The organism is Streptomyces sp. T028, from assembly GCF_048159505.1.
GTDB lineage: Bacteria > Actinomycetota > Actinomycetes > Streptomycetales > Streptomycetaceae > Streptomyces.
This window is the reverse complement of record NZ_JBLRVZ010000095.1, coordinates 1-25,923: the sequence shown is the minus strand read 5'-3', so window position 1 is coordinate 25,923 and position 25,923 is coordinate 1. Positions and strand designations below refer to the sequence as shown.

Below are 25,923 nucleotides of genomic sequence, written 5' to 3'. Positions count from 1 at the left end.
TTGGGCAGGCCCTCGTCCTGCTTGTAGTCCGCGACCGACATCGCGTACAGCGGGCCGTCCTCGATGGTGTCGAGGAGCTTTCGGTTGTTGTCGGTGTTGGCCTCGTTGTTGATCTCGGAGTAGTGGGCGATTAGGGCGAGGGCCTCCTTCTTCGTCAGCGCCGGCTCGGCGGTCGGCGTGGGGGAGGCGCTGCGGGTGGCCGTGGCCGTGGCCGTGGTCCTGGCCGTGGTTGTGGTGTCGGCGTCCGGGCTGCCGGAGGTGGCACAGGCGGACGCGGTCAGCGCGACCGATACGGCGGTGAGCAGGAGGGCGGTGCGGCGGGCGGAGGTGTGCAGGGGAATCAGGGAGCTCCGGGAAAGTAGCGGGTCAGCGGGTACGGGATGCGGTGGCGGATGCCGTCGGCGGGGACGGCGCGGTCACGGCCGGTGTTGCCCGGGTATCGGCGGCGGCACGTAGTTGCTTCGCGGCGCGGGAGAGGCAGGTGCGGCTCTCACCGAGCCGGTCCACGAGACCCTGGTACGTGGAGGCGATCGCCCGGCTGCGGGCGGGACCAGGTGCTTGGTGGGTGAGGTCGGCGAGGAGGCCGAGGTGGTGCACGGCGGCACCGAGGGCGGCGAGCGCGGCACTGGTGGGCTCGGCCGCTTGGGCGAGCGCGAGGGTGGTGCGGCGGTGGGTGGCCGTGACGCGGGTCGGGTAGCGGGCGGCGGCCCGATGGCGGAAGGCGCTCTCCCCGACCAGGTAGCCCAGCAGGCGGGCCAGGTGGCGGACTTCGTCGTCCAGAATCTCGCTCAGGGCCGGGTCCGGTTGGATCTGTTCGGGGAGCGGGAGGTGGTCAGCCACGGTATTGAGCCGGTCGGCCACGTCGTGCAGCAGCATCCGCTGGTCAGGATCGGACAGCGACAACTCCAGGAGGGGTGGGGGCGTCTACCGTCGCGCTGAGGACGGCGTGCCCGCTGTTGGCTGCGTGCCAGGCGCCGCTGTGGGCGGGCGGGTCGGTGGGCCCGCCGAGGCGGGGGCAGCGTGACGGAAGTTAACGCCGATGCCTTGGGCGGTGAGCAGCAAGACGGCGCTCTGGATCAGCAGGGCGCGGTCACTGGTGCTGTATGAGGCGGGCAGCACGAACGCAGCCTCGTGCGGGCTGTAGTGGAAACGACAGCCGTACAGCACCATGCGGGCGTCTTCCGGTACCGACTTATACGGTGCGCCCACGACCCCATCGGGGTACCAGATCAGCGTGAGGGTCTGGGTGACCTCCGGTGCGGGCAGCCGGTGCGGGGGCTCGGGCTGGGTCCGGGCGTTGTGACGGACCGCGTCCATGGCTTGGCGGTAGCGGGGCAGCACGCGGCGGGAGACCGCGGCGGCGGCCCGGACCGGGTCGTCGGGGACGGCGATGCCGTTCGGCTCATCCACCATGCGGAAGTGGTGTGGCTTGAAGCCCTCGGGCTCCAGCGGGGCGACCAGGTACTGGCGGGGGTAGCGGGGCCGTTCGATGACACAGAGCTGTGCGTCGTCGGGCCCTTCGAGGAGCGGGATGGGGGCGTCGGGGAAGTCCAGGACGGCCGAATTGGCGGGACCGCAGTCCCACACGCGGTCGGCGACCGACCGGTGGTTCTTGGGAGGAGGGAAGCCTTCGTACGTGCGGTACCACTGCCCAGGCAGGTGATGGGCGAGGGCGGTGGCGAAGGAGGACAGGTCGGTGCGGGATGCGGTCATGGGTTCCTGAGGCGCTGTCAGCGGGTGCGGCCGGGGGACGGTCCGGCGGGCGGGGGCGCCGGTGCCGAATGGCTGCGGGTGCTGGGGGCGGTGGCGTAGTAGTCGGCCACGGCTTCCTGCCAGCTCCGGCGCGGGGGAACGGCGAGGGCATGCATGCGGTCGACGGCGACGTGCAGGTCTTCTCCGAGCCGGCGCAGCGTGAGCGCGGCCGATTGGAGGTCGTGGTAGAGGTCGAAGCCGTCCTGGCGTTCGGCTGCCTTGGCCGTCTTGGCTGCCGCTTCGAAGAAGTCTTCGAGGCCGGCGAGGAGTCCCTCGGTCGGCTCCAGGACCTCATCGAGGAGGCCGGCGGCTTCGTCGTACGAGCGGGCGGCGTTCAGCCGGTCGGTGAGATCACGTACGGCATCGGCCGCCCAGTCCTGGGCGGCAGGGGCGTCGGGCTGGGGTGGCAGGTGGGTTTCTCCGGTTTCAGCGGCGGTCGGTGATGATGCTTCGGTCACCGCCGTGGCCCACCCGGACCTGGCTGCTGCCCGGGCGGTGGGGGAGCCGGTGGCGTGTCGTGGGCTGCGCGGGCCTGCTTGGTGAGTGCGTCGAGGTCCGGGGGCGGGTCATAGTGGGCGCGCAGGATCTGCAGGTCGGCGTCGGCGGCCATGGCCACGGCGGTCTTGATCCGGCTGGCGGCATCCCTCAGCAGTTTGGGCGGGGAGCCGGGGGCGGCGCCGCGGTTTTGCCGACGCCATTGCGCGGCGGCGGCCAGGTAGTCGACGACCGTGTTGAGGAGGGGTTCGGCGGCATCCAGCAGGGCGTTGGTGACCGCGCTGAACTCGGCGGGAGTCTCGGCTGAGGCCAGCGCCGTCAGGTACGGATCCAGGTCCGGCACGGGCAACGGCTTGTCAGGCAACGGGTGGTGGGCGCGGAAGCCTTCGGCGTCTCGCTTCGCCCAGCGGTACAGGTCATCCGTGGTGGCGGACCGCGTGTGGTAGGCGTGGATCTGTTCGGCGGTCCGACCGACGTTGTCGTACAGCTCGAAGTCGGGGTGCTGCAGTGCGGTCTTCTTTCCTTCGGTGAGGGCTTGGGTGCGCCTCGCGGTGGCTTACTGCATACGGGCGTCCGTATCGAACAACGCCAGTTCGTGCGGGTGGAGTTGATGTTGAACGATGAAAGATCGTCCGGCGACGCGCCACAGTCCGCGTCCGCGGTTGAGGTGGGCGATGGCTTCGGTCTCCACGCTCGTCAGGCCCAGCAGGGCTGCTGCGGCGTGAAGTTGGTCGGTTTCCTGGCGGTAGATGATGCGGGTGGAGCAGTCGGCCAGGAGACCCTCGGCCAGCGCGCGGCCCTGGGAGCCGGCGTCGCCGGCGGTGAGCAGGTCGGACAACCGGTGGATGACCATGAGGTTGGCGATGCCCAGGCCGCGGGAGAGTTTCCACTGGGACTGCATGCGCTGGAGGAGTCCGGGGTGGCGCATCAGGCGCCAGGCTTCGTCGTAGACGATCCAGCGCCTGCCGCCATGCGGGTCTGTGAGAGCGGATTCCATCCAGGCGCTCGCGCAGGTCATGGCGAGGACGAGGGCGGTGTCGTCGCCGGAGCCGCCGAGCCGGGACAGGTCGATGGTCAGCATCGGCGATGTGGGGTCGAAGGCGACGGTGGAGGGGGCGTCGAACATGCCGGCCAGGTCGCCGTGGACGAGGCGGCGCATGGCGTGGGCGAGGTCGCGGGCGGCCTCACCGAGCCGTCCGGACATGGTCCCGGCGGCGGCATCGAGCTGGTCGGGATTGTTGAGGGTGGCGGCGATATCGCCCAGCAGGGGTGTGCGGTGGACGGCAGTGGCCTGGGTGACGACCGCGTCGAGGGCGACGTCAAGCGCGGTGTGCTCCATCGGCAGCAGATCGCGGCCCAGGACAGTCCGCGCGAGGGAGCCGAGCAGGAGCAGACGGCGCTTCCGGATCTCGCCCGCCCAGTCGGCCTCCGGCACGCCGGCCGGTCGCGGGGCGGCGTCCAGAGGGTTGAGTTTGCCGGGCAGGCCGGGGCCCAGTGCGATGGACGTGCCGCCGAGCGCGGAGGCGACCGGGGTCCATTCGCCCTTGGGGTCGCAGGGCACGTAGACGCGGTACCCGTGGGCGATCGACCGCAGGGCGAAGGACTTGGCCAGCGCGCTCTTGCCCTGGCCGATCACTCCGGCGAGCAGGACGTTGGGGTTGGTAAACCCTTCGAGGCGCCCGTACAGGGAGAACGGGTCGAAGGTGAAACTGGCCTCGGCGTGGACGTCACGGCCGATGTAGATGCCCTCCGCGCCCAGGCCGCCCTCGGCGAGGAAGGGATACGCCCCGCTGGCGGTGGCGGTGGTCATGCGGTGCTGTGGCAGTTTCAGTCGTCCGCCGCGTGCGGAGGCGGGCCCGGGACGGCCGCGGGGCGGGAACAGCGGCGGCGGCACCTCGGGTTCGACAGTTTCATGGCCGTCCGGGTGGGTGCCTGCTTCGGCGCGGGCCTTGGCGGCGGCTTCGGCGAGCTGACGGCGCGCGGCTTTGCGGCTGGCCCGGTCGGTGCCGTGCGGGGTGAACAGGGGGGAGGCCGAGGCGTGGCGGGCTCGGCGCGCGGGCCGGTGGGTCATGACGGAGCGGCTTTCACGGAGCGGGGGTTACTGACTGCAGGTGGTGGTGTGGCCGTGCAGCGGGGTGTTGAGGTCGGTGGGGGTGGTCTTGCGGCGGATCGCATGGGAGGCAGCCAGGTGCCGCTGGCAGATGGTCAGCACCAGCGGGCCGTCCGGCAGACGTTCGGGCCGGCACTCCTCGTCGATGGGACCTTCTGCGTCGGCTGGCACGGTGTGGAAGGCGTCGTGCACGGCGGCGGTGGCCTGCCACAACCGCAGGTGGGCTGCGGCCAGGTGACGCCCGGCGGCGGGGTGCGGGGGCCGGGTGCTGTCGGTGAGCTGGTCGAGGAGCTGATGGGCTGCGGTGAGGTGGGCGTGCAGCGTGTCCAGGTGCATGCGGTCGGCCGATGTACCGGTCGCGGTGCGGGTGTGGTGGCGCAGGCCGGCGGTGGCGGCACGGAGGTAGGGGTGCGCGTCGGTGGTGCGGGGTGCGTTCAAAGGGGTCCTTGGTGCCGCAGAGCGGCACGTTCAGCGCGGGCGGGAACGGGGCCCGGGCAGCGAGGTGATCGTCGGCGGCCGTAGCCCGGCCGGCGACGAGTGGCCGGTGGCGGCCGGGGCGGAGGATGCCTGTTCGGGCCGCAGGTCGACGTACTCACCGGGGGCGCGCAGTCCGGGGTGACTCTGGTCAGACAGGAAGACCACGTCCGGGCCCGCGGAGCCTGGCGCGTCATCGGGTGCGTTGTCCTGGCACCACTGCTGGAAGCCGGGGATCTGTTCGATGACACAGCGGGCCTCGTGGAGGTCCGTGGCCCGGAGGGCGAAGCTGGTGGGCCGTTCGCCGTCGTGCCGCTCGCGTCCGGCGAAGGTCAGGGTGAAGGTGCGCGGCGGGGGCGGCCCGACGAGCCGGATGAGCTGTGCGACGACCGTGTCGAGGTGGTCGCTGGCCTCGATGGCTGTGACGATCCGTGCGTCTTCGTAGTCGGCATACGCGTCTTCTCGCACATAGCCGTCGAGGTCGCGGTACTGGTCGAGGGCTGCCTGGTGACGTGCGGCGAGGTCCTGGCAAGCGGCGAGGAGGCCATGCAAGGCGTGGATGAGTCGGGCGTCGTCGTTGATCGTCATCGGCAACGGGGTGGGAGGGCTGGTCACAGCGCCGTGCGGGCGAGCGGCAGGGCGGCGAGGGTGAAGGCGTCGGGCTGCTGGTAGTACAGGCGGCGCAGGTCGACCTGGGCAGTGACGGCGGCGGTCTCGATTTGCGCGCACGCGGCGTCGAGGGCGGCGTCGGTTTCGGCGCTGACGGTGAGCAGGCCGGTCAGGGCGACGTCGGCGTGGCCGGCGATCAGTTGCCGCTCGCGGACCTTGACGTCCGCGTACTCGACGGAGTCGGCCTCGGAGTCCACTTGTCCGCGGCGGGCGCGTTCGTTGGCGTCGGCGATGATGGCGGCCTTCTTGCGCTGGACGTCGCGCAGCGCCGACTCGAGTCCCTGGGGCACGTATATAAGGGACAGGCTGCGGCGGACGCCGGCGGTGAACATCAGACCGTGCAGGAAGCCGGGGGTGGTCTCGGTGCGGGGCCAGTTCTCGATCCAGTAGGTGGCGTGGCGGGCGCTGTCGGTGCCGAGGCGGTCGTACTCCTCGACCTGGACGACGGGCCCGGCCGCAGCAGGGTCGGCTTCGGCCCGCCCGGTCGGCGACCACTGCTGCAGGGCGGAGAGGGCGTGGGGGTCGTAGGCGGTGCGGATCACCGCGGCGATCTCCCGCGCGTTGAGCCAGCCGGTCACCATCAGTCCCGCGCTGCGCGCCGCGAGCGCGATGGCCGAGGTGGTCTGTTCCATGACCGTGAATGCGCCCGGTAGTCCGCCGCCGGCCTGGCTGACGAGGCGCTTGGCGGCTTTGAGATCCAGGGAGATGGCCAGGTATGCCTCGTGCGGGGCGGCGGCCGGGCCGGCGGAAGAGACCAGCTCGGAGTACACCTGCCCGGCGACCGGGATGTCGGGGCGGCCGTGCTGGGCCCAGTGGCGGGCGAGGGTGTCGCCGGAGTCGGGGACGGTGCGTTCCAGGACCTGCACGGTGGCGACGTGTGAGGTGCGGGCGATGCCGGCCAGGGCCCTGCCCCAGCCCGCCACGTTCGCGTTCTGCGTGGCGGGGTCGAGCAGGGCGAACGCGCGAGAGGAGACCCGGGCGATGGCGGTGAGGGTCTGGCGGTGTGGGTCGTGGACGGCGGCAGCCTGGTTGGCGGAGTCGCCGGGGGTGACGACCTTCAACGAGGCGGCGGCGCCGGGCAGGTGCAGCACGCCGTCCTGGCGAGGCCGGGAGACGGGGCGGGCCAGCCACAGCGTCTGGCCGGTGCGGCGACGGTGGGCGTAGCGGGCGACGATCGGAGCCCAGTCGATCAGGGACTGGCCGTTGCGGCGGATGGCGACCAGGGCGGCGACGATCGCCCACAGCGGGGTCAGCGCGATCGCGCCGAGCAGCCCGGTGGTCACCACGGTGATGAGCAGCAGAGCCAACGCGCCAGAGACGAGCATGAGTTGGGGAAGGGAGAGGCCGAGGAGGATGCCGCGCCTGGAGCGGTGCGGGAATTTGACCGTGATCGGGGAGACGGAGAGTTCAGACAAGAGCCGGTTTCCGGTGAGGCGCGGGGCCGGGACGGCATACCCACATGCGGAGTACGGGGCGCCGTCCCGGCGCGGGGATGGGTCACATGCCGGTGGGCGGAGGCGGCGGCGTGCCGGTGACGGCCGTACTCGTGGAGTCCGGGGCCGGCGGAGAGCCCTGCGGCGGCGGGGCGGAGGCGCTGGTGGGGGGTGCGGACATGAACCCGCTGCCCTGACCGGTGGACCCGCCACCCGACCCACCGGTCCCGGGCGTGCCGCCGAGGTGGCCGCTGGTGTCGTCGCGCAAGCTGGTCGGCGCGGGCTGCACCGCCTTCTCCAGGCCGCTCTTGATTCCCTCGCCTCCGGACGACGGCGTTGTGGAGTTGCTGCCTTCGTTACCGGTGTCCGGCGTGGGTGTGGTGGCGATGTCGCCGGGGAAACCGCCCGGCACGGCATCCGGACCCTGGGGAGCGGCGCCCGCTCCGGCCGCCGCACCACCTGTTCCGGCGGTGGCGACCGCGGCGGCGGCCTTGCGTCCGGCGCGTTCGGCGTGCTGGCGTGCGATCTGCGCGCCGGCTCCGCCGGAGCGGTGCAGCGTCTCGGCGTCCGAGCCTTCGGAGGCGGCCCAGTGCACGAACTTGAACGTCGCGTACGGGCACAACAACACCAGGGCCAGGATGACGATGCCGGCCATCACGTCGGCCAGCGCGGCGATGCCGTCCTTGGCCTCGGTCTTGCCCATCGCCGCGATACCGAGCACGAAGATCACAGTCATCAGGAGCTTGGAGACGACCAGGGTTGCGGTGGCCTCGATCCAGCCCTTGCGCCAGCGCCGGGCGACCTCCCAGCCGCCGCCGGCTCCGGCGAAAACGGCCAAGGTGACCATGACGAGGATGCCGACCTTGCGGACCATCATCACGCACCAGTAGAGCAAGGCGCCCAGGGCGGCGCCGACGCCGACGAAGACCGTGACCAGCCAGCCCAGGCCGGACAGGGAGGCGATCTGGCCCACCTTGACGATGCGCCGCACCGCCGTAGCGATGTCCAGGTTCGCGGCTTTGAAGAGGCCATCGGAGAGGGCGTCGACCACTTCGATGGCTACGGTGGTGAAGGCGATCGCAGTGAAGGCGAACAGCACGCCGGTGGCGGTGCCGGTGAATGCCTGGGTGAGGGCCTGGCCGTCGCGGCGGATCGCGGCACGCACGAGCTGGGCGCAGAAGGTGGCGACGAGGACGATCAGGCCGATCGGCAGGATCATCTCGTAGTTGTCGCGGAACCATCCGGCGTTCAGGTCTACCTTGGTGGTGGTGTTGACCGCCTCGGCGGCCAGGTCGGCAGCGGCGGCGGCGAGTTCGCCGGCGCTCTTTGCCATCCAGTTGCCGATGGCCTCGCCGGGGTTGGAGGCGAAGTCGACCGCGTCGCCGACGGCGCAGAGTTTGTCCGCGAGGGGGAGGTCACAGAAGCCCAAAGGGGAGTCACCCCTCCTTTCTCAGGTGGGCGCGGGGCACGTCAGGGCACGACGCGGGGAGCGATGGAGACCAGGGAGCAGTCCGCGTTGGGGCGGCACTGCACGGCGAGGGTGATCGAGCGGTCCTCAGCGCCGGCACCGCCCTGCTTCCAGGCGATCTGCTGCTTGCCGGTGACGGTGACGGCGTAGATATACGCCTCGGTGATCGCCGACGGGTCGTCGGCCAGGGCCTGCTTGAACGCCGAGGGGTAATGGGCCTCGGAAACGGTGGCGGTTGCGTACTGGTCCTGATCGGCCATCCGCGACCACAGCACCGGATCCGGCACCTGCGCGGCGATCGACGCCCAGTCGGCGTACTTGGTCTCCGCCGTCAGCCACGCCTTCATGCCAGCGAGCTGCTCACTGCGGCTGGTGGTCCGGGTGTCGTACGACCACACCATCGCGGCGGCTGCCTTGGCGAACGCGACCGGGTCCGCGAGCGGCGGAGGCTTGGCCACCGACCCGGCCCCGGCCGACGCCGTCGGACCGGCGGACGCCGAGGAGGTGCTGCTTGCTCCGGTCGGAGTGCGGGTGTGGCTGGCGCTGTTGCTGGTGCGCCCGGTGAACAGGGCCACGGTGGCGGCGAGGGCGAGCAGCACGGTGAGGCCGATCGCGATGACCGTGACGCGCTGCCGGGTCGACCAGCCGAGGCCGTAGCCGGACAGGGAGGGAAGTCGTTTCGGCATCAGTGGACTTGCGACCCCAGGGCGGAGAAGAACGCGACGATGCCGTTGGCGGCGCCGAGGCCGAGGGCGGCGCCGGCCGAGACGACGGCGCCCTTCTTGCCGTTGGCCTCGGCCTGGTGGCCGCCGGTGTGGTGACCCCACGCCCACACGCCGAGCGAAACGGCGAGTGCGCCGACCACGGCGACGATCGCGAACAGATTGATCGAGTTGACGACGTTCTTCAGCACGGCCAGGCCAGGCAAGCCACCGCCCGAGGGCGTGATGCCGGGGTCGTAGGCCAGGTACTGCACGGTGTCGAGCAGATGCAAAGGTGCTCCTTGCGCGCGCCGAAGCGACGCGCGAATGACAAGAGAATGGGGGAGGGAAGCGGACGAGCGGCTCGGTCCTGCCGATGGGCCGTCTCCAGGGGCGTGAGGGAGCGGCTCAGGGGGCGGCGACCTTGCTCGGGTGCCGGGGCCAGTCGTGCCGGTGCTGGGCTGGTGAGACGAGCACGCGGGGGCTGCGCGCCCCGGCGGGCGGGGTCAGATGACGCGGCGGGCGGCGAGGATGTCCCAGTCCGTAAGCGGCGTGATTCGAACAGGCTTTCCAGTTCGGGGTGCCTCGATCGCAAGGCCCGAGCCTATGTACATGCCGACATGTTCGGGGCGGTCGGCTGTGCCGCGGGAGAAGATCAGGTCGCCGGGCTTCAGCGCCTTGGGGGAGACGGCCTTGCCCTCGTTGACCTGTGTGTACGTGGTGCGGGTGAGCGTGATGCCGGCGTGTGCGTACGCCTGCTGGGTCAGCGAGCTGCAGTCGCAGCGGCCCATCGGGTCCGGGCCGTGCGGTGCGGTGCAGGTGCCGCCCCACTGGTACATCGTGCCGAGCTGTGCCATCGCCCACGCGATCGCCGTGCGTGCCTTCGGGTCGGCGTTCTTGGGGATCGAGTAGCCCTTGGGCACGGAGCCTTCGGGGATGGTGCCGTACCCGGAGCCGTCCTCGGTTGCCGTGCAGGAGGCGGTGCTCGTGGTGGTGTCCGTGTCGGAGGCGTCCGGGAAGGTGGCGGCGATCGCCTTCTGTAGGGCGGTCGCCAGGGGTTCCCACTGGGCGTAGGCGTCGGGGTAGGCGGAGCGCTGTACGGCCTGGGCGGCCTGGGTGACGGTCATTTGCTGCCAGCCGTCCACCGCGAGCAGGTGCTTGTAGAACTGGGTGGAGGCGTAGACGGGGTCGTGGATCTCCGCGGCGGTGCCCCAGCCCTGGCTCGGGCGCTGCTGGAACAGGCCGAGCGAGTCGCGGTCGCCGGAGCTGAGGTTGCGCAGGCGTGATTCCTGCATCGCGGTGGCGAGCGCGATGATCTGGCCCTTCTTCGGCACGCTCAGGCTGATCCCGGTGGCCACGATGGTGCGGGCGTTGGGGATCTGCTCCTCGGGCAGGGGCAGCCCCTCGATGTGTACGTCCTTGGCGGACGCGCCGTTGAGGATCTTGGTGACCTGCTCGACGACGGCGTCGGTGTCGACGTCTCCCACGCAAGCGAAGGAGGAGTAGGTGGTCTGGGCGGCCTCGCTGGAGGAGGCCATCAGCATGGCCGTGCCGGCGAGGAGGAAGGGGGAGAGGACGAAGACGCCGATGCCGGCGGCTATGCCCTTCAATCCGGCTGGCCTCCCGGCGGACGGCTACGGTCCGGCGGCGGGGCGCCTGTGGGCAGGGGAGGGTAGAACGATGTCAACGGGGTCCTTGGAAGCGAAGTCCTGGCCGCGCGTACGCAGGAGGGGAAAGGGGGCGGGCGGCCGGGCTGGGTGAATCGGGATACCTGCGAAAACGCGGCGAGTTGCACCCCGCGCCGTTGCGGGGCGGCGGGATCAGGTGTGCCGGGACAGGGGGAACCTCCACGAGGCAGGGGTAGGGGAGTGGGCCATCGGCGGTGTTCGCCGGGCAGTTCCTAAACAGTAAGGGCGGATCCCCGGTTGCCGAAATCGTTCGTGATCAAGGCTTGATTCCGGGGGTTTTGGCGGGCGATAGCGCTCAACCGGGGATCGTGCCCTACAGTTTTGGTTCCTCCCCCGCGCACACCCGTCTTCCGTTGACGGGCCTTGTCGCGCCCGAATGCCGACGACGGGATCACGGCTGCGGGCCGGAGGCATTCCCGTCCTCTTCACCTACCCGAACTGGGGTACCTCTTTGCCTTTTTCCCTGCACCAGGGCGACGCACTCAGCGTTCTCGCCGAACTGCCGGACGATTGCGTCGACTCCGTCATCACCGACCCGCCCTACAACTCCGGCGGCCGGACCGCGAAGGAGCGCACGAGCCGCAGCGCCAAGCAGAAGTACACCTCCGCCGACGCCAGCCATGCACTCCCGGACTTCACNCCCTAAACAGTAAGGGCGGATCCCCGGTTGCCGAAATCGTTCGTGATCAAGGCTTGATTCCGGGGGTTTTGGCGGGCGATAGCGCTCAACCGGGGATCGTGCCCTACAGTTTTGGTTCCTCCCCCTCGCACCCCCGTCTTCCGTCGGCGGGCCTTGTCACGCCCGAATGCCGACGACGGGACCACTGCTGCGGGGCCCGAGGCATTCCCGTCCTCTTCACCGACCCGAACTGGGGTACCTCTTTGCCTTTTTCCTTGCATCAGGGCGACGCGCTCAGCGTTCTCGCCGAACTGCCGGACAACTGCGTCGACTCCGTCATCACCGACCCGCCCTACAACTCCGGCGGCCGGACCGCGAAGGAGCGCACGAGCCGCAGCGCCAAGCAGAAGTACACCTCCGTCGACGCCGGCCATGACCTGCCGGACTTCACGGGTGAGAACATGGATCAGCGGTCGTACGGGTTCTGGCTGACGCAGATCATGACCGAGGCCCACCGGCTGACGAAGACCGGTGGCACGGCGCTGCTGTTCACCGACTGGCGGCAGCTGCCGATCACCACGGACGCGATCCAGGCGGCCGGATGGCTGTGGCGTGGAGTGCTGGCCTGGCACAAGCCGCAGGCCAGGCCACAGAAGGGCCGCTTCACCCAGAACTGTGAGTTCATCGTCTGGGCGTCCAAGGGTGCCATCGACGGCTCCCGTAATCCCGTCTATCTGCCGGGCCTCTACAGCGCCTCGCAGCCCTCAGGCAAGGCCCGCCAGCACATCACGCAGAAGCCCGTCTCGGTCATGCGTGATCTGGTGCAAATCGCTCCGCCGGGTGGCACCGTGCTCGACTTCACCTGCGGCTCCGGCTCGACCGGCGTGGCCGCACTGCTGGAGGGCCGCGACTTCATCGGCGTGGAGAAGACCCGCCATTACGCGGAAATCGCCGCCGACCGGCTCACCGAGACGCTCCAGCAGACCCTGACCCAGGACGACGTCACCCTCACGTCCTGACCGCCGTCCTTCTGATGTCCCAAGCAGCCCGTTGAATGCTGTCCAGGTGTCTTTATCTCTCACCTGCGGAGGCGTTGTAGCACGAGAGTCCCGGTTACCGAAACCGGGGATTGTAAGGATGGTTGGAGCCGAAATCCCACCCATCGGCTGCGCCTTCAAGGAGACCCCCTTTCGTGCCTGAATCCATAAACGCCCCGGACGACGGGGAGATGGAACCGGTCCGGCTGCCGGAATCCGATCTGGAGAGCATCGAGGCGAAGGTCCGCAAGCTGCTCGATCAGTCGGAACAGCAGGCCCGGCAGCTCGACAGCCTGTCCTCCGCACCCGCCCCTTCACCGTTCGCCGCCTATGGCATGCCGGGATTCGCGGGCATGCCCCTGCCGCCCGCTCCGCCGGAGCCGCGACCGATCCTGGAACTGGACGGCGAGGAGTACGAGGACGAACTCGACGCCCTCACGGACTGGGTGAATGGCTACTTCGTCCGGTACGGCTCGGAGGTCACCACCGCGGCGCCCTGGTGCGAGCAGTGGCAGGAGCACGAGGACGTCGTGGCCTGGTTGCACTCCCTGTGGCTGGCCTACCAGCAGCACAGGGAACCCGAGGCGGGCCTGTCGGGCATGTTCGTGTGGCATCGCGATTTCCTCACGCACGCCATTGCCGCCGTACGGGCGCCCGGCGGGCCGCTGTCGGCGTGTATGACGGACCCGGATCGGCCCGCCCACCGTCTGCTGCCCGGCCCGAAGCCCTCCTCCCGCTCCTCCAGGGAGCCGGAGGAGGACGGTCGCCCAGGCCAGGCCGTATGACCGGCGGCCCCGAGGCACGGCCGGCCTTCGGCCTGTCCTTCGACCCCCGTGCCCTGACCGACCTGCTCCAGGCCCCGGAAGACATCCGCGATCTGGCACTCGCCCAGCTCCAGGACGTCGTCAACGCCCGGCTGTTCGGCAGCAAGCTCGAACGCGACCTAGCCGGCTGTCGAAAGCTGTACGTCGATCACCGCAACGAGTGGCGCATTGTCTACGCCCAGCGGCCGGCGCCCGTGAACTCCACGCACCGCACCGAGATCCACGTGGTGGCCGTCCGCCCGCGGGCCAGGCACGACGTGTACGACACCGCCCGCGCTCGCCTCGGTATCACCCGGCGTCCAACGGGCGCGCGGACGCATGCCGCCCGCACCCGCTCCCCCCAACTGGACGCACCCCAGCCGATCCCCAAGCCGGGCCCGCCGCCGTACGCGATGCCCGGCCTTCCCCACCCCGCACCCACAACACCCCTGAAGGGCCCCCTTCGTTGACGCAGTTCCCCACCCTGATCGACCAGGTCGCCACCGCCGTCCTGGCGCCCGTCCCGGCGACCGAGAACCCGCACCACCGCGCCATCCTCGACGTGTTCACCGAGGTCCAGGACCTCGACCGGCAGCTCGTCGCCCTCTCCGGCGCCACGCTGCCCCACGGCGTCAGCGCCGCCGAGCAGCTGGAGAAGCTCACCGATGTCCTCGTCGAACGCATAGCCGCCGGCGCCGAGCTGGGCGCACTGCTGTCCACCTCGTGTTGCTGCGCCGTTGCACCCGAGGACGACGACGAAGACGACGCGCAGGATGTGCGGGACGAGGCGGAGGATGAGGACGACGACTTCCTGTCCTGTCCGAGCCGGCCGAAGACGATCGTCCACGCCTGCCTCGATGTCTTCGCCGTCGTCGGTGACCCGGACACCATGGCCTCCGCCGATCTCGTGCTGTGCCTGCGCGACCTGCCGGGTGACGCCGAGGGCCGATGGCCGTACGCCGACCTCACCCAGGGCCGTCTCGCCGAGCTCCTGGCTCCCTACGGGGTCCGCACCCGCGACACCACCGGCCACGACGGCCGCCGCTACAAGGCATACCGGCGTACCGATCTGCTGGACGCACGGGCGGCCTGCTCCTGCTGACGCACCCCGCTCTCGCGCGCACGCAACGGGTGACGGTCCAGGACTGGCACCTGGTCGATGCCTTCCACCAACACTGTTCGGAGACGAGCCTGCTGCACCGCTGGGGCCGAACCCGCTTCGCGCGCCGCGACCTGTCGCGGCTGCTCGCCCATGCGGAGTGCTGGATGGGGCTCGACGCCGACGAGGAACCGGTCGGCCTCGTCTGCGTCGGCCCCGTCAGCGGCCAGGAGGGCGTCGTCGACCTCGGACTGCAGGTCGCCGACGCCCGCCACCGCCAGGGCATCGGCACGGCGCTGGCCCGGCACGCGGCCGACGCGGCCCGCTCCCGGGGCGCTCACACACTGACCGCGTACACCCAGGCGTCCCACACGGCCATGATCCGGATCCTCGACCGCCTGGGCCCCGCCCGGCACACCCGCGACGGCCCGTACTTCGAAATCCATGTAGCCCTCGATCCAGACTCCCCGGACCGTCCCGGCTGGCACCAGGCGGCTACCCGATGACCAGTGCATCCCCTTCCGCGTCGACGACACCGGTGGTGACTGCCCTCGATCACCGCATCGAGGCAGCAGTGGGCCGCAGCATCGAGCAACTCTGGCAGCACCGCGAGCGGGACCTGCTGGACGCGGCGCAGACCCAGCTGGCCGATGCCCACCGCGACCTGGTCACAGCAGAGCGAGCGGTGGCCTTCCACCGCCTTCTGCTGGCCCGTCTGGCCTCGGGCGAGCTCCCGGTCGATCAGGTCCTGTGCACGCGGATCGACCGTACCGTCGGTCAACTGTCGCAGGCCGTCGGCGAACGTGATGCCCAGCAAGCGAAGGCCCAGGCTGCGCTGGCATCGGTGGAAACGGCCGCTCGCACCCAGCGCCCCGGGCCGGTGCAGGAGTTGTCCGTGCAGGATCACGCGGCCCTCCTCGCCATCGCCCGGGGCGCCCAACTCCGGGAACATCTGCTGACCCAGCGCTTGTCGGTCGTGACCGCCTCCGGCACCCGGGTCGCCTACCACCAGTTCCAACGTTTCGAGACCGCCGGTCTCGTCGTACGCGACGACTCCCACCCGCTCCACGCCGGGCAGCCCGTCACCCTCACTGAGGCCGGCCGCTCACTCCTCGCCGCGCCGCGACCGCCTGGACCACAGACCTTGCCGCCTGTGCGGCGGGCTGGAGCCTGGCCGGCTGCGTCCGCCCCTCGGCGCTGAACGCCTCAACGGCCCACTCCTGCAGTTCCGTTCGTGCCTTCGATCCGAAAGCATCGATGCCCACATCCACCCTGGACTTCCGCCTCGACGACTACGAGGCCGTCAACGACCGTGTTGACGAGCAGTTCTGGCAGCACATCGCCAGCGAGCACGACATGCTCACCGTCCTGGCCGAGCACCACACCACAGACGACCAGCACAGCTTCTACGTCCTGCACAACAGGGCCGTCACCTGGGGGATCCCCGGCGAGCCCCAGATCGTCGCCCTGCACCTCAAGCGCGACACCGCCGCGCGCACCTTCCGCTTCGCCCACGCCGAGCTGCCCCTGCCGGCCATGGCCCAGTCCTGGCTGATCGCCCGCGGCTGCCCCGAGGCGAGGATTCTCCTGCCGCAGGGCATGGGCACCACGCCCGCCGACGACGCCACCCGGGCCCTGGAGGAGCGGCTGCGCCGCGACGGCGACCACTTCGCCCTCCTGACCAGCTACACCCACGACAGCGAGCCCATCCAGACCACCGTGCTCCTGCGCGCCCTCGACGAGAGGGCGCCCGTGCCGTTCCGGGTGCTGCTGGAAAAGGCCGACACCGATACCTTCACGCACACGCTGCGCGAGGGCGGCTTCGCCACCTTTGAGGCCGCCACGACCTGGTGGGAGGCGCACTGGAGCGGCGAGGACATCCCGCTGCCCGCCCCCGCACCATCCGTCCGCCGCACCACGCTGCCCGCGGCTCCGGCACGCCCCACGCCCCCGCGCGGCCCGAGCCGCTGAGCCGAATACGAGAACTCCCCCCAGTGCCACGCCATTTCGCGCAACGGATGCCGTTCCGCGTGTGCGAGTGCGGAATATAGCAGCACATCCCCGGTTACCGAAACCGGGGATTCTCCGGACTCTTGAACTCGGCCCGCACTGCATCTGCCCGGGCCTGTTCTTGCAATTTTCCCCTCCTCTATGGAGTCCAATTCCCCATGCGCTCAACCCGAATAGCGGTCTCCGCTGCGCTTCTCGGCACCCTCGCTCTGCCCCTGGTCTCCGCCACCGCTGCGAGCGCCGTACCCGCCCAGGTGCCTGCCTCGATGGGCAACCCGTCCTGCACCGGCCCGGGACCGTGGGTGATCGGCACCAAGGCCGTCACCATGCGCTCCAAGGCGTCCGCCAAGTCCACCGCCGTCGGGATCTTGTACCGGGGCCACAAGTTCACCGTGCACAAGACCAGCGGAAAGTGGCGCTACATCACCGACAAGACGACCGGCGTCAAGGGCTGGGTCTCCGCCACCTACGTCTACCGCCCCGTCGGCATGTGCCTGGACTAACCAGAAAGCTGCCCCGGCCAAGTCTCTTCTGAATCACCGCCATCTGCACGGCGGTTGGGCTGTGAATATTCGGCCCTGTTTCCCCGCACGCCCACGGAAAGGAGATTGCTGTGCCCAATTCTGGCAACGTGCTGGACGTTCTCACCGAGCAGATAGAGACCCGCTTCCAGATGCCGATCGCCGAGCTGCGCCAAGCCGTAGCCGCCGCTTCCCAGGCCAGCCCGGAAGCCGCCACGATCGTGCGCTGGCACGGCCTGCTCACCGAGGCCCAACAGGTACTGGACCAGGCCGAAGACGTTCTTGCCGAAGCCCTCGCCCAGCACATGGACGCCGTACCCGACGATGAATTCGTCGAGCTACCCGAACACATCATGCAGCTCGCGCGCACGGTGAACGTCGCGCACACCGTGCGCGAGGGACGCGCCATGACGGTGCGCCACCTCCTCGACCCTCAGGCGATCGGGAATCGCACCGCCGTGTGGCGCTCCCCGACCGTTCGCCGGGGCCCGGCCCTGCCGACCGCCGAACCGTCGCTACCCGCCGCCGGCCAGGCTCGCGTACGCGGGGCGGTCCGATGAGCGTGATCGAGAAGACCTCCACCCAGGACCACCTGCTGGAGGAGGCGTTCGGGGCCCCGGTCCGGGAGCTGTACGCACAGGCGACAGAGCCCGAAGCCTCTGCCGCCCTGGTGCGCGCGCTGGAGCTGCGCAGCTTCCTGGTGGTGGCCGAGGAGCAGGTGACCCGGGTACGGGACCGGGTCCATGCCGCCACCGCCGCTGACCGGGACATGAACGAGCTGTCCGCCGACGACCTGCGCTTCGACGCCCAGTGGCTGGAGGCCGCCCTGGCCGGACGCGACGGCTACGTCGCCGCCCTCGGCGAGCTCCTGCGGACGATGCCCGAGCAGGTCCAACGCCCGGCTCGGCCTCTCCAGTTCGCTCAGCAGAAGATCACGGCTGTTGCCACGCCCGCCCCGGCACCCCCGCGGGCTGGGGCGGTGCAAGCCCATCGTCCCTGAAAGTCCCATCGACCTTTGTCTCAGCCCTCCGCCAGCGACGCGCAGCAGATCGCCGGGCGCATCGAGGACCTCTACGCCAAGCCCCTGGCCGACCTAGAAGCCCTCGCCGAGGCCAATCCCGACGGCAGCATGCTTGCCGCCCTGATCAGCAGTCTCACCGACCTGCGGTTCGCCGAGCGCAACATCGCCTTCCAGCTGCAGCGGCTGCGAGAACTGGCCCACCAGGAGCGGCAGATAGGCCCCGTCGAGACGGTCCACATCCTGGACTGCGCCCGTCGGCTTGCCGACTCCGTCGCCACCCGCGACGCCCACACCAAAACCCTGAATGGCGTCCTGGCCAGCCTGCACCGCGTCCCCGCCCCGGACACGGCACCCCAGCCGGGCCCGGCCGGTTGCGTTCCTGCTCCCGCGCCCGCTCTCACGCGTGCTGCCGCCCGCACCCGCTGACCTTTCCAGCCCCCGCTTGAGGAGTTCCCCCTTTGCACCGTCCCACCCGCACCGATCTCGCACGCGTCACCGAGGCCCTGGAGATGCTCGCCCCCCGCTGGAGCGTGTGGACGTTGATGACGCTCGCCGAACAGCCGCTGCGCTACAAGGAGATCCAGTCCCAGCTGTCGTGGCTGCAGTCAGGCCAGATCAACCCGAGACTGCGCAAGCTCACCGACTCGGGCCTGATCGAGCGTACGGAACACGCCCGCAATCACGTCACGTACGGGCTGACGGCACGTGCCGCCGAGCTGCTGCCCGTCCTCACCGTCATCGCCGCCTGGGGCGACGAACACCTGGAGAAGGGACTCGTGCGCAACCCGCGCACGGGAGAGACGGAGCCCGAGCCGATCGCCGCGGCCCAGAACGCCGAGGACACCATTGCCCTGATCAGCCCGCGCCACGCCACCCCGATCCTGTGGGCGTTGAAGGCGCGCGGGGCGGCGAGTGCGAAGGCGCTGGCCGCCGAGGCCATGCCTACCTACCTGTTGCCCGCCGTCTACCTGCCGCTGGACCGGCTGGTCGCCGACGGCCTGGTCGTCAACCGCTCCACGGCCACAGGCGCCGGCGAGTATCAGCTCACCGCCACCGGCCGGGCCCTCGCGCCCGTTTTCCAGAGCCTCTCGGCCTGGGCGGCCGGACGCCCGCTCGACACCGCCTACGCCCACCCGCTGTGGGGGCAGACACGCGCCCCCGCCCGGACCCGGTCCGGGGCGTGGCTGACCACGCAGACCCGTCTCCCGGCCCCCGCAGCCCCCGCCGCCCCATCGGCTGCTCCGGCGTGGCGGGCCGGCGACCTCTTCTCCCACCAGACACCCGCCCGTCCCCTCCAGGTCTCCCCGGCAGGAGGCCCGCGCCGGTGACCAGCACTCCGATCTTCAACCACCCGCACACGTGCCGGGTGATCAGCGCCCTGTCCCTGCCGGCCCTGATCCGGCTGGTCAGCGAGATCGACGACAACGGCCCCATCAGCCACCGACGCGGCAGCCTCCAGAGCGCCTTCGGAGACCTCACCGCCAACCAGCTGCGCTACGCCATCGATGTCGCCCGCGACCTCGGTCTGGTGCACGCCGACCCCCAGGCACCGACCCGCTACCGGCTCACCGAAGCAGGCGAGGATCTGGCCGGCGTGTACGACCTGGCGGCCCGCTGGGCCCGCACCCACCAATACCCGAGCCCTACCAGCGGCTTCGTCGCCCGCGTCCAACGCACCCTCAAGCTCCTCACCCAGCCGACGGCAGCCGTACGCGACGCCGACCGGGCCGGAAAGACGGCCGTGCTCGGGACCGGCCACCGGGTGTCCGACACCGACGCCGACATGGCTTTGATACCCGACGCTGCTGAATCGGCGCTGGCCGAGTGGCTCCAGACGCATCCCCACATCCTGGGCTCGACCGCATCCCGCTCATCCCACGCGGCGCAGGATCTGGAGTGCGCTGCGTGAGATCCCGTGTCGGACCCCGGCACGCACGCCGAACGGTCCCCACCCTGCTGCGTGGCATCTACTTGCCGCGCAGCATGGACGCCGCCGCGTTCGCCATGACGACGTACGGTATCCCTCTGCTGGTCCTGGCCACCACGAACTCCGCCGCCCTGACCGGGCTGGCGTTCGCACTGGAGTGGATTCCCCGCTTGGCGGCGTTCGCGCTGGCCGGCTCCCTGGTCGACCGACACGGCACCACCCGTGTCTTCCGCCTCGCCTCAGCGGCGCGGGCGATCGTGGTGGTGACCGCCGCGCTTGTCCTGCCGCAGCAGAACGATGCCGACGCGGCCACCGTCACCGTTCTGCTTCTCGCCGCCGGCACCGGCGCGCTCACCGAGTTCTCCTACGTCGCCGCCGAGACCGCGGGTGCCGTGGCCGGCCGCGAAGCCGGCATGCGTGCACACCGTGTGCAGGCGGCCCTGCTCGGCATCGACCAGACGATGACCTTGGCCGGCCCTGCGCTCGCCGGACTGCTGCTCCACTTCACGGGTGCCACCGGAATGCTGATCGCGATCGCCGGTTTCTCTCTCCTCGGCTGTGCCCTCGTCCCATGCCGGAGACTGCGCGAACAGGCACGCGAGGCAGCCACCGTCCGGAAGGGGTTGCGTACCGGCTGGTCCACACTTCGGTCGCTGCCCGCACTTAGCTGGCTGGTGACCGGCCTGACCCTGTCCAATCTGGCGGTCGGACTGCTGCAGGCTGCCGCCCCGGTAATCGTGGTCAAGCAGTTCGGACACACCACCGCCGACGTGGGCCTCATCTGGTCCGCCGCCGCCCTCGCCTCCCTCGTGGCGGTCGCCGTCTGTCGCAAGGCCATCGATCGCTACGGCCTGTGGCCGGTGGGCGCCGTCTCCGCGGCGATCGCCGCCACTGCATGCCTGACCATCTCCCTCACCCACACCTACAGCGCCTATCTCGCACTCACCGCTGTCCTCATGGCCGGCGAAGGCGGCCTGACCGTGGTGCTGCGCACCCTGCGCACCCACCTCATCCCGTCGGAAGTGTTCGGCGCCACCCTCTCGCTGACCATCCTGCTGCTCCTGCTGCCCTTCCCCCTGGCCGGGATCCTCGTCGCCGCCGTCCCGCCCTCGCTGCTCGGCCACGCGATCACCGGCTGCGCCGTCCTGCAGGCCCTGGGCCTCGCCGTCACCTTCGCGCGCCTGCGCACCGTCCCCGGCCTGCGCGCCTCCTTTGCCTGAACCCCCGGCCGGCCTCTGCCGACCGCTCGTCCTCACGGAGACCACCCGATGCCCACGCCCCACGCCCATCAGAACCCCGGGCTGACGACCCGTCCGTCGTACCGCGCGGGATCGAGGCCCACGATCACGGACCGCTTCCTCGCTTTTGACGCCCGACACCCTTACGTCTACCGGGCGTTGGAACGTCTGACGGCCCAGCGGCTGGCCTCCGGGGCCACCCGCATCGGGCTCAAGGCCCTCTTCGAAGACCTGCGCTGGCAGCTGCCCGAGGGCATCCGCGGCCTCAACAACAACTTCACCGCCCTGTACGCGCGGAAGCTGATCGCCGATCACCCCCACTGGGCCTCCGCATTCGAGCTGCGACGCCGACGAACGCCCTGATCCGCCCGGGAGCCCAGCTCTTGACTGTCTTCTCCCTTCCCCCTGTTTGGAGCCCTGCTTGCCCTCTCGTACCGGTAACCCGGTCGTCCTGATCGTTGCCGCCGCGGACATGGAGGCCGAGGCGTACCGCGGCTTTTGCCTTCAGAACATCGCCGCTCACTACGACGTGGTCCTCATCACCAGCGTCGAACCGACGTGGGAGCGCGCCTTCATCACCGACTGGGAAGTCGCCGACCCCACGGACCAGGCCGCCCTGACCGTGGCCGGTCAGGCCCTCGCCGGACGCCATCGCCTGGCCGGGATCATGACCTGGACCGAGTGGTACCTCGTTCCCGTCGCGCGCCTCGCCCGCCGGCTCGGCCTGCCCAACAACCCTCCCGAGGTCATGCAGGGCTGCCGCAACAAGGCCACCGCACGCGCCCTCTTCGCCCGCCACGGCGTTCCCTCGGCCGCATCCGCCCGGGTCCGCACCGTTGAGGAGGCCGCGCAGGCCGCAACACGGATCAGCTACCCGGTGGTCCTCAAGCCCGCCGCGCATGCAGCCAGCATCGGCGTGATCCGCGTCAACATCCCCGGCGAACTGCCCTCCGCGTACGCGATCGCCGCCCAGACAGCAGGACGTGGCGTGGAGAGCACCGAGGTCCTGGTCGAGGAGTACCTCGACGGGGACGAGGTGAGCGTCGAGTGCGCCACCTTCCAGGGACAGACCACGGTCGTCGCCGTCACCCGCAAGACCGTCGGCCTTGAGCCCTACTTCGAGGAACTCGCCCACACGGTGGACGCGGCCGACCCGCTGCTGGCCGACGTGGCCCCGGCCGCAGAAGCCGCGATCGCCGCGCTGGGCATCACCGGCGGGATCAGCCACGTCGAAATGCGCCTGGTCGACGGCCGCCCGCGGCTGATCGAGGTCAACGCGCGCCTCGCCGGCGACCTGATCGGCCACCTCGTCCACCTCGCCACCGGCATCGACCTCGCCCGTGCCGCCGCCGACATCGCCTGCTCACGTGCCCCCGACCTGACCCCCACCCGCCGCGAGGCTGCCGCCATCCGGTTCGTCTACCCCGCCTACTCGGGCCTGCTCACCGCCTGCCGTCTCACCGACGGCTTTGCCGAGCAGGCCGAGGGACTGGAGCAGGTCCGCTTCCAGCGGCAGGTGGGTGAGGAACTGGTGCTGCCGCAGGACGGCGGCGATCTGTTCACCGCCCGCATCGGCTTCCTGATGACCACCGGGCCGACCGCCGCCGTCGCTCAGGCGCGCGCCCAGGACGCGTACCGCCACCTGAATGTTCAGATCATCCCCACTGCGCAGGAGGATGAGGCGGGAGAGGGTCTCGCCGAGTGAGCGACACCGTGGCGACCGAGCTGGTGCGCAGCCGCCGTCTGCTGATCGGGTACTTCGCCGGTCTCGGTGTGCTGATGGCCGTGTGGGGCGCGCGCATGCCCGCCGTCCAAAAGAGTGCCGGCCTGAGCACCGCCGAGCTCGCCCTGGTCCTCCTGGCCGCCGCCCTCGGCATGGTCGCCGGCCTCCAGATGGGAGGACGCCTCGCCCACCCAGCCCGACTCCCCGCCCTGCTGACCGGCGGCGCCCTCGGCCTGGGCGTCTGCCTCGCCGCCCTCGGCACCTGCCGCAACCTGGACACCCTCCTCGCGGTGGCGTTCGTCTTCGGCGCCGCGCACGGCGTCCTCGACGTCGCAGCCAACTCTTCGGCGGTCCGCTGCCAAAACGCCCACGGACGCCCCATCATGGCCGGACTCCACGCTAGCTACAGCCTCGGCGCCCTGGCAGGCGCCGCGATGGCCGCAGCCACCACACACACCCCGCACACCGTCTTGTTCGCCGGCGTCGGCGCCACCGCCATGGCAGCGGCCTGCGCGACAACTCGATTCACCCGCTGCGTTGCCGCCCCCGGACTCAAGCCCGTCCACAACCCCGGCACCCCCGACCCCAAGGAGTACAGGGGATTCTCCCGGCCCCGGTTGTGGCTGCTGGGCGCGCTGGCGGCCGCAACCTTGCTGGGCGAGGGAGCCGCCGCCGACTGGGCCGCTGTCCACCTGCACAGCCTGGATGCGACGGCCGCGACCAGCGCGACAGCGTTCGCCCTCTACAGCGCAGCCATGGCCGCCGGACGCCTCGCCGGAGACCGGCTCACCACCCGCTACGGCGCCCCCGCCGTCGTACGCACCGGCGCCGCCCTGGCCGCCCTCGGCCTCGCCACCGGCCTGGCAGGCTCCACCATCGCCTTCGCACTCGCCGGGTGGACGGCCTTCGGCCTGGGCCTGTCGGTCACGATCCCCAGCCTGATCACCGCCGCCGGCGCTGGCGGCCCTCGGGCGGTCGCCACCGTCGCGGTCACCGGCTACGTCGGCCTGCTCGCCGGACCCGCCCTCATCGGCGCACTCGCCACCATCACCACCCTGCCGGTGGCGCTGCTGCTGCCCGCCCTCCTCGCAGCCGCCGTCGCCGCCTTGTCCCACAAAGCCCTGGAGACCCCAGCCCCTTGACCACCACTTCCCTTACGCCGAACTGCACGGACGCCGTGATCATCGACTACAACGGTGTCCTGGGCCGACAGCCCACCCCCGCCATGTGGACCCGCCTCGCCGACCTCGCCGAGTGGCCCAGCAGGCAACTCGACTCCTTCCAGCACGCCTTCTGGGCACACAGGGAGGCGTACGACGCCGGAGAACTCAGCGACCTCGCCTACTGGGCCAAGGTCCTCGGCCACCACCCCGGCGCACGGTGGCTGCGCACCCTGCGCACAGCCGACACCGCCATGTGGATCCGCACCGACGACCGCGTCCTCGACATCCTGCGTCGCTCCCGCGCCACGGGGCTGCCCATGGTGCTGCTCTCCAACGCCCCTGCCTACCTCAGCAACGTCCTGGACGCCACCGGCTGGCGGCGCGAGCTGATGGCCGACGCCCTGTACTCGGCCCGCCTGGGCCTGTGCAAGCCCCACCCGGCCGCCTACGAACACGCCCTCGCGGCCACCGGCATCACCGATCCCGGACGCGTGCTGTTCATCGACGACCGCGACGACAACTGCCAGGCCGCCGCCCAGCTGGGCCTGCGCACCCTGCACTACACCGGCCAACCCGCCGAACTGGCCAAGCAGTTGCTCCCTGTCGGCCCGGCCTCCGTACGCCCGCCAGCAGCCCCGCGCGGCACCAGCCGCTGATCTCGCCTGCCCTCGACCACCGCTGACCCCAGGACCCTTGTGCCCGACACCGAAGAGATCGACGGCGATGTCTACGTCTCTCCCCGCTACCTCGCCGGCAGCACCGCCATCGGCGACCCCGCGCTCGAGCCGCTCCTCGCGCTCGGCTTCGACCTGCGGAACGATGACCTCGGCAACGCCTACGTCACCGCGCCCGACCACCGCGTCCGACTCGGGTTCCTGCCCGAGGGAGACGACGACGGACTGTGGAGGATCAACGCCTACCGTGACCGCTTCGGCCCGCCCGCGTGGGGCGTGAGCTTCAACGACAACTGCCCGACGGAGTTCGTCACAGCCTTCACCACCGCCCTCGCCGAGGCATACACCGCCGGCCCCGACACCTACCTTGCCCCGCCCGATCTGAAGGACCCCGAGCTCGGCGCCTTCGACGCCGTGGTCCCGCTGATCAAGAACGGCTGGCAGTTCCAGCACCCACGCTGGGGCGTGATGGAACTGAAGCCCCCCGACGGGATGGCCACCCTCGAATACACCACCGGCCGCCTCGACCCGGAGAGGGAACTGACCACCCTTCAGGCCCGCTGGCACATGTGGGGAGGCCCCAAGAGCGGCCACGCCCGCTGGTACGCCACCGCAACCACCCACACGCCGACCGCCCTGGTCAAGGCCATCACTCAGAGCGTCGCCGATCCGGCACCGCTGCCGCGCTGGAAGGACAGCATGCTCCCCTGGCTGCGCGAGTCCGCACAACTCACCCCCGTCACGCCACACGCACCCCGAGTTCCCACGCCCCTCGACGTGCAGCGCGCCGCCGCCCGCCGCCCGCCGGCCCTTGGGACCCGCAGCGTTCCGCGCTGGAGCACCACCACCGTCGCCACGGCTCCCGCCGCAGCCCGTACCAGCCCACGCCGCTGAACCGGCCTCTCCTGCCCCGCACGTCAGAAGGCAACCCGTAAGTGTCCCTGCACGCCCCGCAGTTCTTCACCGAGCACCTCACGCTCCCGTTCACCGAGAGCACCATCGTCGGCAACACCTACTACGCCACCCCGCTGCCCAACTCCGTACTACGGCTGCGGATCGACTTCTCGCGCACCATCCGCGAAAACGAGTACGACGGTCTGCGCCTTGCCGTCGTCCACCCCGAGAAGGGGGACGTCGACGCAGTGGTCCTCACCTTCGACGAGCACGACACCTTCACGCGACGCGACGCCGCACATGAGGTCCGACCCGGCTACAGCGGCTACGCCCGCATCCTCGACCTGCGCCACCACAACCGCCAGCCGCCGTGGAGCGGCGCGGACGTCGGCGGACTGCGGGCC

General features: G+C 70.7%; 32 protein-coding genes and 1 pseudogene. 21 read left to right on the top strand and 12 right to left on the bottom strand.

Annotated features, from left to right (window positions below; all coding sequences use genetic code 11):
• Positions 1-366: 366 nt before the first annotated feature.
• The 12 genes from ACLZN2_RS50125 to ACLZN2_RS50070 form a co-directional block, all read right to left on the bottom strand.
• Positions 367-876 carry a hypothetical protein gene (locus tag ACLZN2_RS50125; protein ID WP_416986872.1) on the bottom strand — a complete coding sequence of 170 codons (510 nt, stop codon included), beginning with the start codon at positions 874-876 and terminating at the stop codon, positions 367-369.
• Positions 877-924: 48 nt separating this feature from the next.
• Entirely contained in the window at positions 925-1,713 is a 789-nt protein-coding gene (locus ACLZN2_RS50120) for a hypothetical protein (RefSeq protein ID WP_416986870.1), read from the bottom strand.
• Between the two features lie 17 nt (positions 1,714-1,730).
• Positions 1,731-2,210 carry a hypothetical protein gene (locus ACLZN2_RS50115; RefSeq protein ID WP_416986868.1) on the bottom strand — a complete coding sequence of 160 codons (480 nt, stop codon included), beginning with the start codon at positions 2,208-2,210 and terminating at the stop codon, positions 1,731-1,733.
• Positions 2,207-2,590 (bottom strand): hypothetical protein, encoded by a 384-nt coding sequence (locus ACLZN2_RS50110; RefSeq protein ID WP_416986866.1) that lies wholly within the window; start codon positions 2,588-2,590, stop codon positions 2,207-2,209. Before ACLZN2_RS50110 ends, ACLZN2_RS50115 begins: the two co-directional genes overlap by 4 nt.
• Positions 2,591-2,803: 213 nt before the next feature.
• Entirely contained in the window at positions 2,804-4,318 is a 1,515-nt protein-coding gene (locus tag ACLZN2_RS50105; protein ID WP_416986865.1) for an ATP-binding protein, read from the bottom strand.
• A 27-nt stretch (positions 4,319-4,345) separates the two neighbouring features.
• Complete coding sequence (locus ACLZN2_RS50100) at positions 4,346-4,795, bottom strand: DUF6238 family protein (RefSeq protein WP_416986863.1); 450 nt, start codon at positions 4,793-4,795, stop codon at positions 4,346-4,348.
• 30 nt (positions 4,796-4,825) lie between these two features.
• Positions 4,826-5,419, bottom strand: coding sequence for a hypothetical protein (locus ACLZN2_RS50095; protein WP_416986861.1), 594 nt, complete (start codon positions 5,417-5,419; stop codon positions 4,826-4,828).
• Positions 5,420-5,442: 23 nt separating this feature from the next.
• Entirely contained in the window at positions 5,443-6,915 is a 1,473-nt protein-coding gene (locus tag ACLZN2_RS50090) for an SCO6880 family protein (protein ID WP_416986859.1), read from the bottom strand.
• A gap of 82 nt (positions 6,916-6,997) precedes the next feature.
• Entirely contained in the window at positions 6,998-8,362 is a 1,365-nt protein-coding gene (locus ACLZN2_RS50085; RefSeq protein ID WP_416986858.1) for an SCO6881 family protein, read from the bottom strand.
• Positions 8,363-8,403: 41 nt separating this feature from the next.
• Positions 8,404-9,087 (bottom strand): hypothetical protein, encoded by a 684-nt coding sequence (locus ACLZN2_RS50080; protein WP_416986857.1) that lies wholly within the window; start codon positions 9,085-9,087, stop codon positions 8,404-8,406.
• Entirely contained in the window at positions 9,087-9,395 is a 309-nt protein-coding gene (locus tag ACLZN2_RS50075; RefSeq protein WP_067033593.1) for a DUF6112 family protein, read from the bottom strand. Before ACLZN2_RS50075 ends, ACLZN2_RS50080 begins: the two co-directional genes overlap by 1 nt.
• Positions 9,396-9,608: 213 nt before the next feature.
• Entirely contained in the window at positions 9,609-10,712 is a 1,104-nt protein-coding gene (locus ACLZN2_RS50070) for a C40 family peptidase (protein WP_416986854.1), read from the bottom strand.
• A gap of 529 nt (positions 10,713-11,241) precedes the next feature.
• Between ACLZN2_RS50070 and ACLZN2_RS50065 the strand changes: the two are divergent.
• The 21 genes and pseudogenes from ACLZN2_RS50065 to ACLZN2_RS49965 all read left to right on the top strand — a co-directional run.
• Positions 11,242-11,427 (top strand): annotated as a pseudogene (locus ACLZN2_RS50065) (site-specific DNA-methyltransferase); the annotation flags it as partial.
• Between the two features lie 245 nt (positions 11,428-11,672).
• Positions 11,673-12,428 (top strand): DNA-methyltransferase, encoded by a 756-nt coding sequence (locus ACLZN2_RS50060; RefSeq protein ID WP_416986853.1) that lies wholly within the window; start codon positions 11,673-11,675, stop codon positions 12,426-12,428.
• Between the two features lie 209 nt (positions 12,429-12,637).
• Positions 12,638-13,231 (top strand): DUF4913 domain-containing protein, encoded by a 594-nt coding sequence (locus ACLZN2_RS50055; protein WP_416986876.1) that lies wholly within the window; start codon positions 12,638-12,640, stop codon positions 13,229-13,231.
• Entirely contained in the window at positions 13,228-13,719 is a 492-nt protein-coding gene (locus ACLZN2_RS50050; RefSeq protein ID WP_416986851.1) for a hypothetical protein, read from the top strand. Before ACLZN2_RS50055 ends, ACLZN2_RS50050 begins: the two co-directional genes overlap by 4 nt.
• Positions 13,716-14,351 (top strand): DUF3631 domain-containing protein, encoded by a 636-nt coding sequence (locus tag ACLZN2_RS50045; protein WP_416986849.1) that lies wholly within the window; start codon positions 13,716-13,718, stop codon positions 14,349-14,351. Before ACLZN2_RS50050 ends, ACLZN2_RS50045 begins: the two co-directional genes overlap by 4 nt.
• Before the next feature lie 29 nt (positions 14,352-14,380).
• Complete coding sequence (locus ACLZN2_RS50040; protein WP_416986847.1) at positions 14,381-14,854, top strand: GNAT family N-acetyltransferase; 474 nt, start codon at positions 14,381-14,383, stop codon at positions 14,852-14,854.
• A gap of 35 nt (positions 14,855-14,889) precedes the next feature.
• Positions 14,890-15,549 (top strand): hypothetical protein, encoded by a 660-nt coding sequence (locus ACLZN2_RS50035; protein ID WP_416986845.1) that lies wholly within the window; start codon positions 14,890-14,892, stop codon positions 15,547-15,549.
• A gap of 56 nt (positions 15,550-15,605) precedes the next feature.
• Entirely contained in the window at positions 15,606-16,319 is a 714-nt protein-coding gene (locus ACLZN2_RS50030) for a hypothetical protein (RefSeq protein WP_416986844.1), read from the top strand.
• A gap of 197 nt (positions 16,320-16,516) precedes the next feature.
• Complete coding sequence (locus ACLZN2_RS50025) at positions 16,517-16,861, top strand: SH3 domain-containing protein (RefSeq protein ID WP_416986843.1); 345 nt, start codon at positions 16,517-16,519, stop codon at positions 16,859-16,861.
• A 110-nt stretch (positions 16,862-16,971) separates the two neighbouring features.
• On the top strand, positions 16,972-17,439 hold the full coding sequence (locus ACLZN2_RS50020; protein ID WP_416986841.1) for a hypothetical protein: 468 nt from the start codon (positions 16,972-16,974) through the stop codon (positions 17,437-17,439).
• On the top strand, positions 17,436-17,879 hold the full coding sequence (locus ACLZN2_RS50015; protein ID WP_416986840.1) for a hypothetical protein: 444 nt from the start codon (positions 17,436-17,438) through the stop codon (positions 17,877-17,879). The genes ACLZN2_RS50020 and ACLZN2_RS50015 overlap by 4 nt, the downstream gene beginning before the upstream one ends.
• A gap of 15 nt (positions 17,880-17,894) precedes the next feature.
• Positions 17,895-18,326 carry a hypothetical protein gene (locus tag ACLZN2_RS50010; RefSeq protein ID WP_416986839.1) on the top strand — a complete coding sequence of 144 codons (432 nt, stop codon included), beginning with the start codon at positions 17,895-17,897 and terminating at the stop codon, positions 18,324-18,326.
• Positions 18,327-18,358: 32 nt separating this feature from the next.
• Entirely contained in the window at positions 18,359-19,228 is an 870-nt protein-coding gene (locus ACLZN2_RS50005; protein WP_416986837.1) for a winged helix-turn-helix transcriptional regulator, read from the top strand.
• Positions 19,225-19,809, top strand: a complete 585-nt coding sequence (locus ACLZN2_RS50000; protein WP_416986835.1) for a hypothetical protein — start codon at positions 19,225-19,227, stop codon at positions 19,807-19,809. The genes ACLZN2_RS50005 and ACLZN2_RS50000 overlap by 4 nt, the downstream gene beginning before the upstream one ends.
• Positions 19,806-21,047, top strand: a complete 1,242-nt coding sequence (locus ACLZN2_RS49995) for an MFS transporter (protein ID WP_416986833.1) — start codon at positions 19,806-19,808, stop codon at positions 21,045-21,047. Before ACLZN2_RS50000 ends, ACLZN2_RS49995 begins: the two co-directional genes overlap by 4 nt.
• 48 nt (positions 21,048-21,095) lie before the next feature.
• On the top strand, positions 21,096-21,428 hold the full coding sequence (locus tag ACLZN2_RS49990) for a hypothetical protein (RefSeq protein WP_416986831.1): 333 nt from the start codon (positions 21,096-21,098) through the stop codon (positions 21,426-21,428).
• A gap of 109 nt (positions 21,429-21,537) precedes the next feature.
• Positions 21,538-22,770, top strand: coding sequence for an ATP-grasp domain-containing protein (locus ACLZN2_RS49985; RefSeq protein ID WP_416986875.1), 1,233 nt, complete (start codon positions 21,538-21,540; stop codon positions 22,768-22,770).
• A gap of 74 nt (positions 22,771-22,844) precedes the next feature.
• A complete protein-coding gene (locus ACLZN2_RS49980; protein WP_416986874.1) occupies positions 22,845-23,930 on the top strand; it encodes an MFS transporter in 1,086 nt (361 codons plus the stop codon).
• A complete protein-coding gene (locus ACLZN2_RS49975) occupies positions 23,927-24,607 on the top strand; it encodes an HAD family hydrolase (protein WP_416986829.1) in 681 nt (226 codons plus the stop codon). Before ACLZN2_RS49980 ends, ACLZN2_RS49975 begins: the two co-directional genes overlap by 4 nt.
• A gap of 39 nt (positions 24,608-24,646) precedes the next feature.
• Entirely contained in the window at positions 24,647-25,519 is an 873-nt protein-coding gene (locus tag ACLZN2_RS49970) for a DUF317 domain-containing protein (RefSeq protein WP_416986827.1), read from the top strand.
• Between the two features lie 41 nt (positions 25,520-25,560).
• The coding region (locus ACLZN2_RS49965) for a hypothetical protein (RefSeq protein WP_416986825.1) at positions 25,561-25,923 on the top strand (363 nt) is incomplete at its 3' end.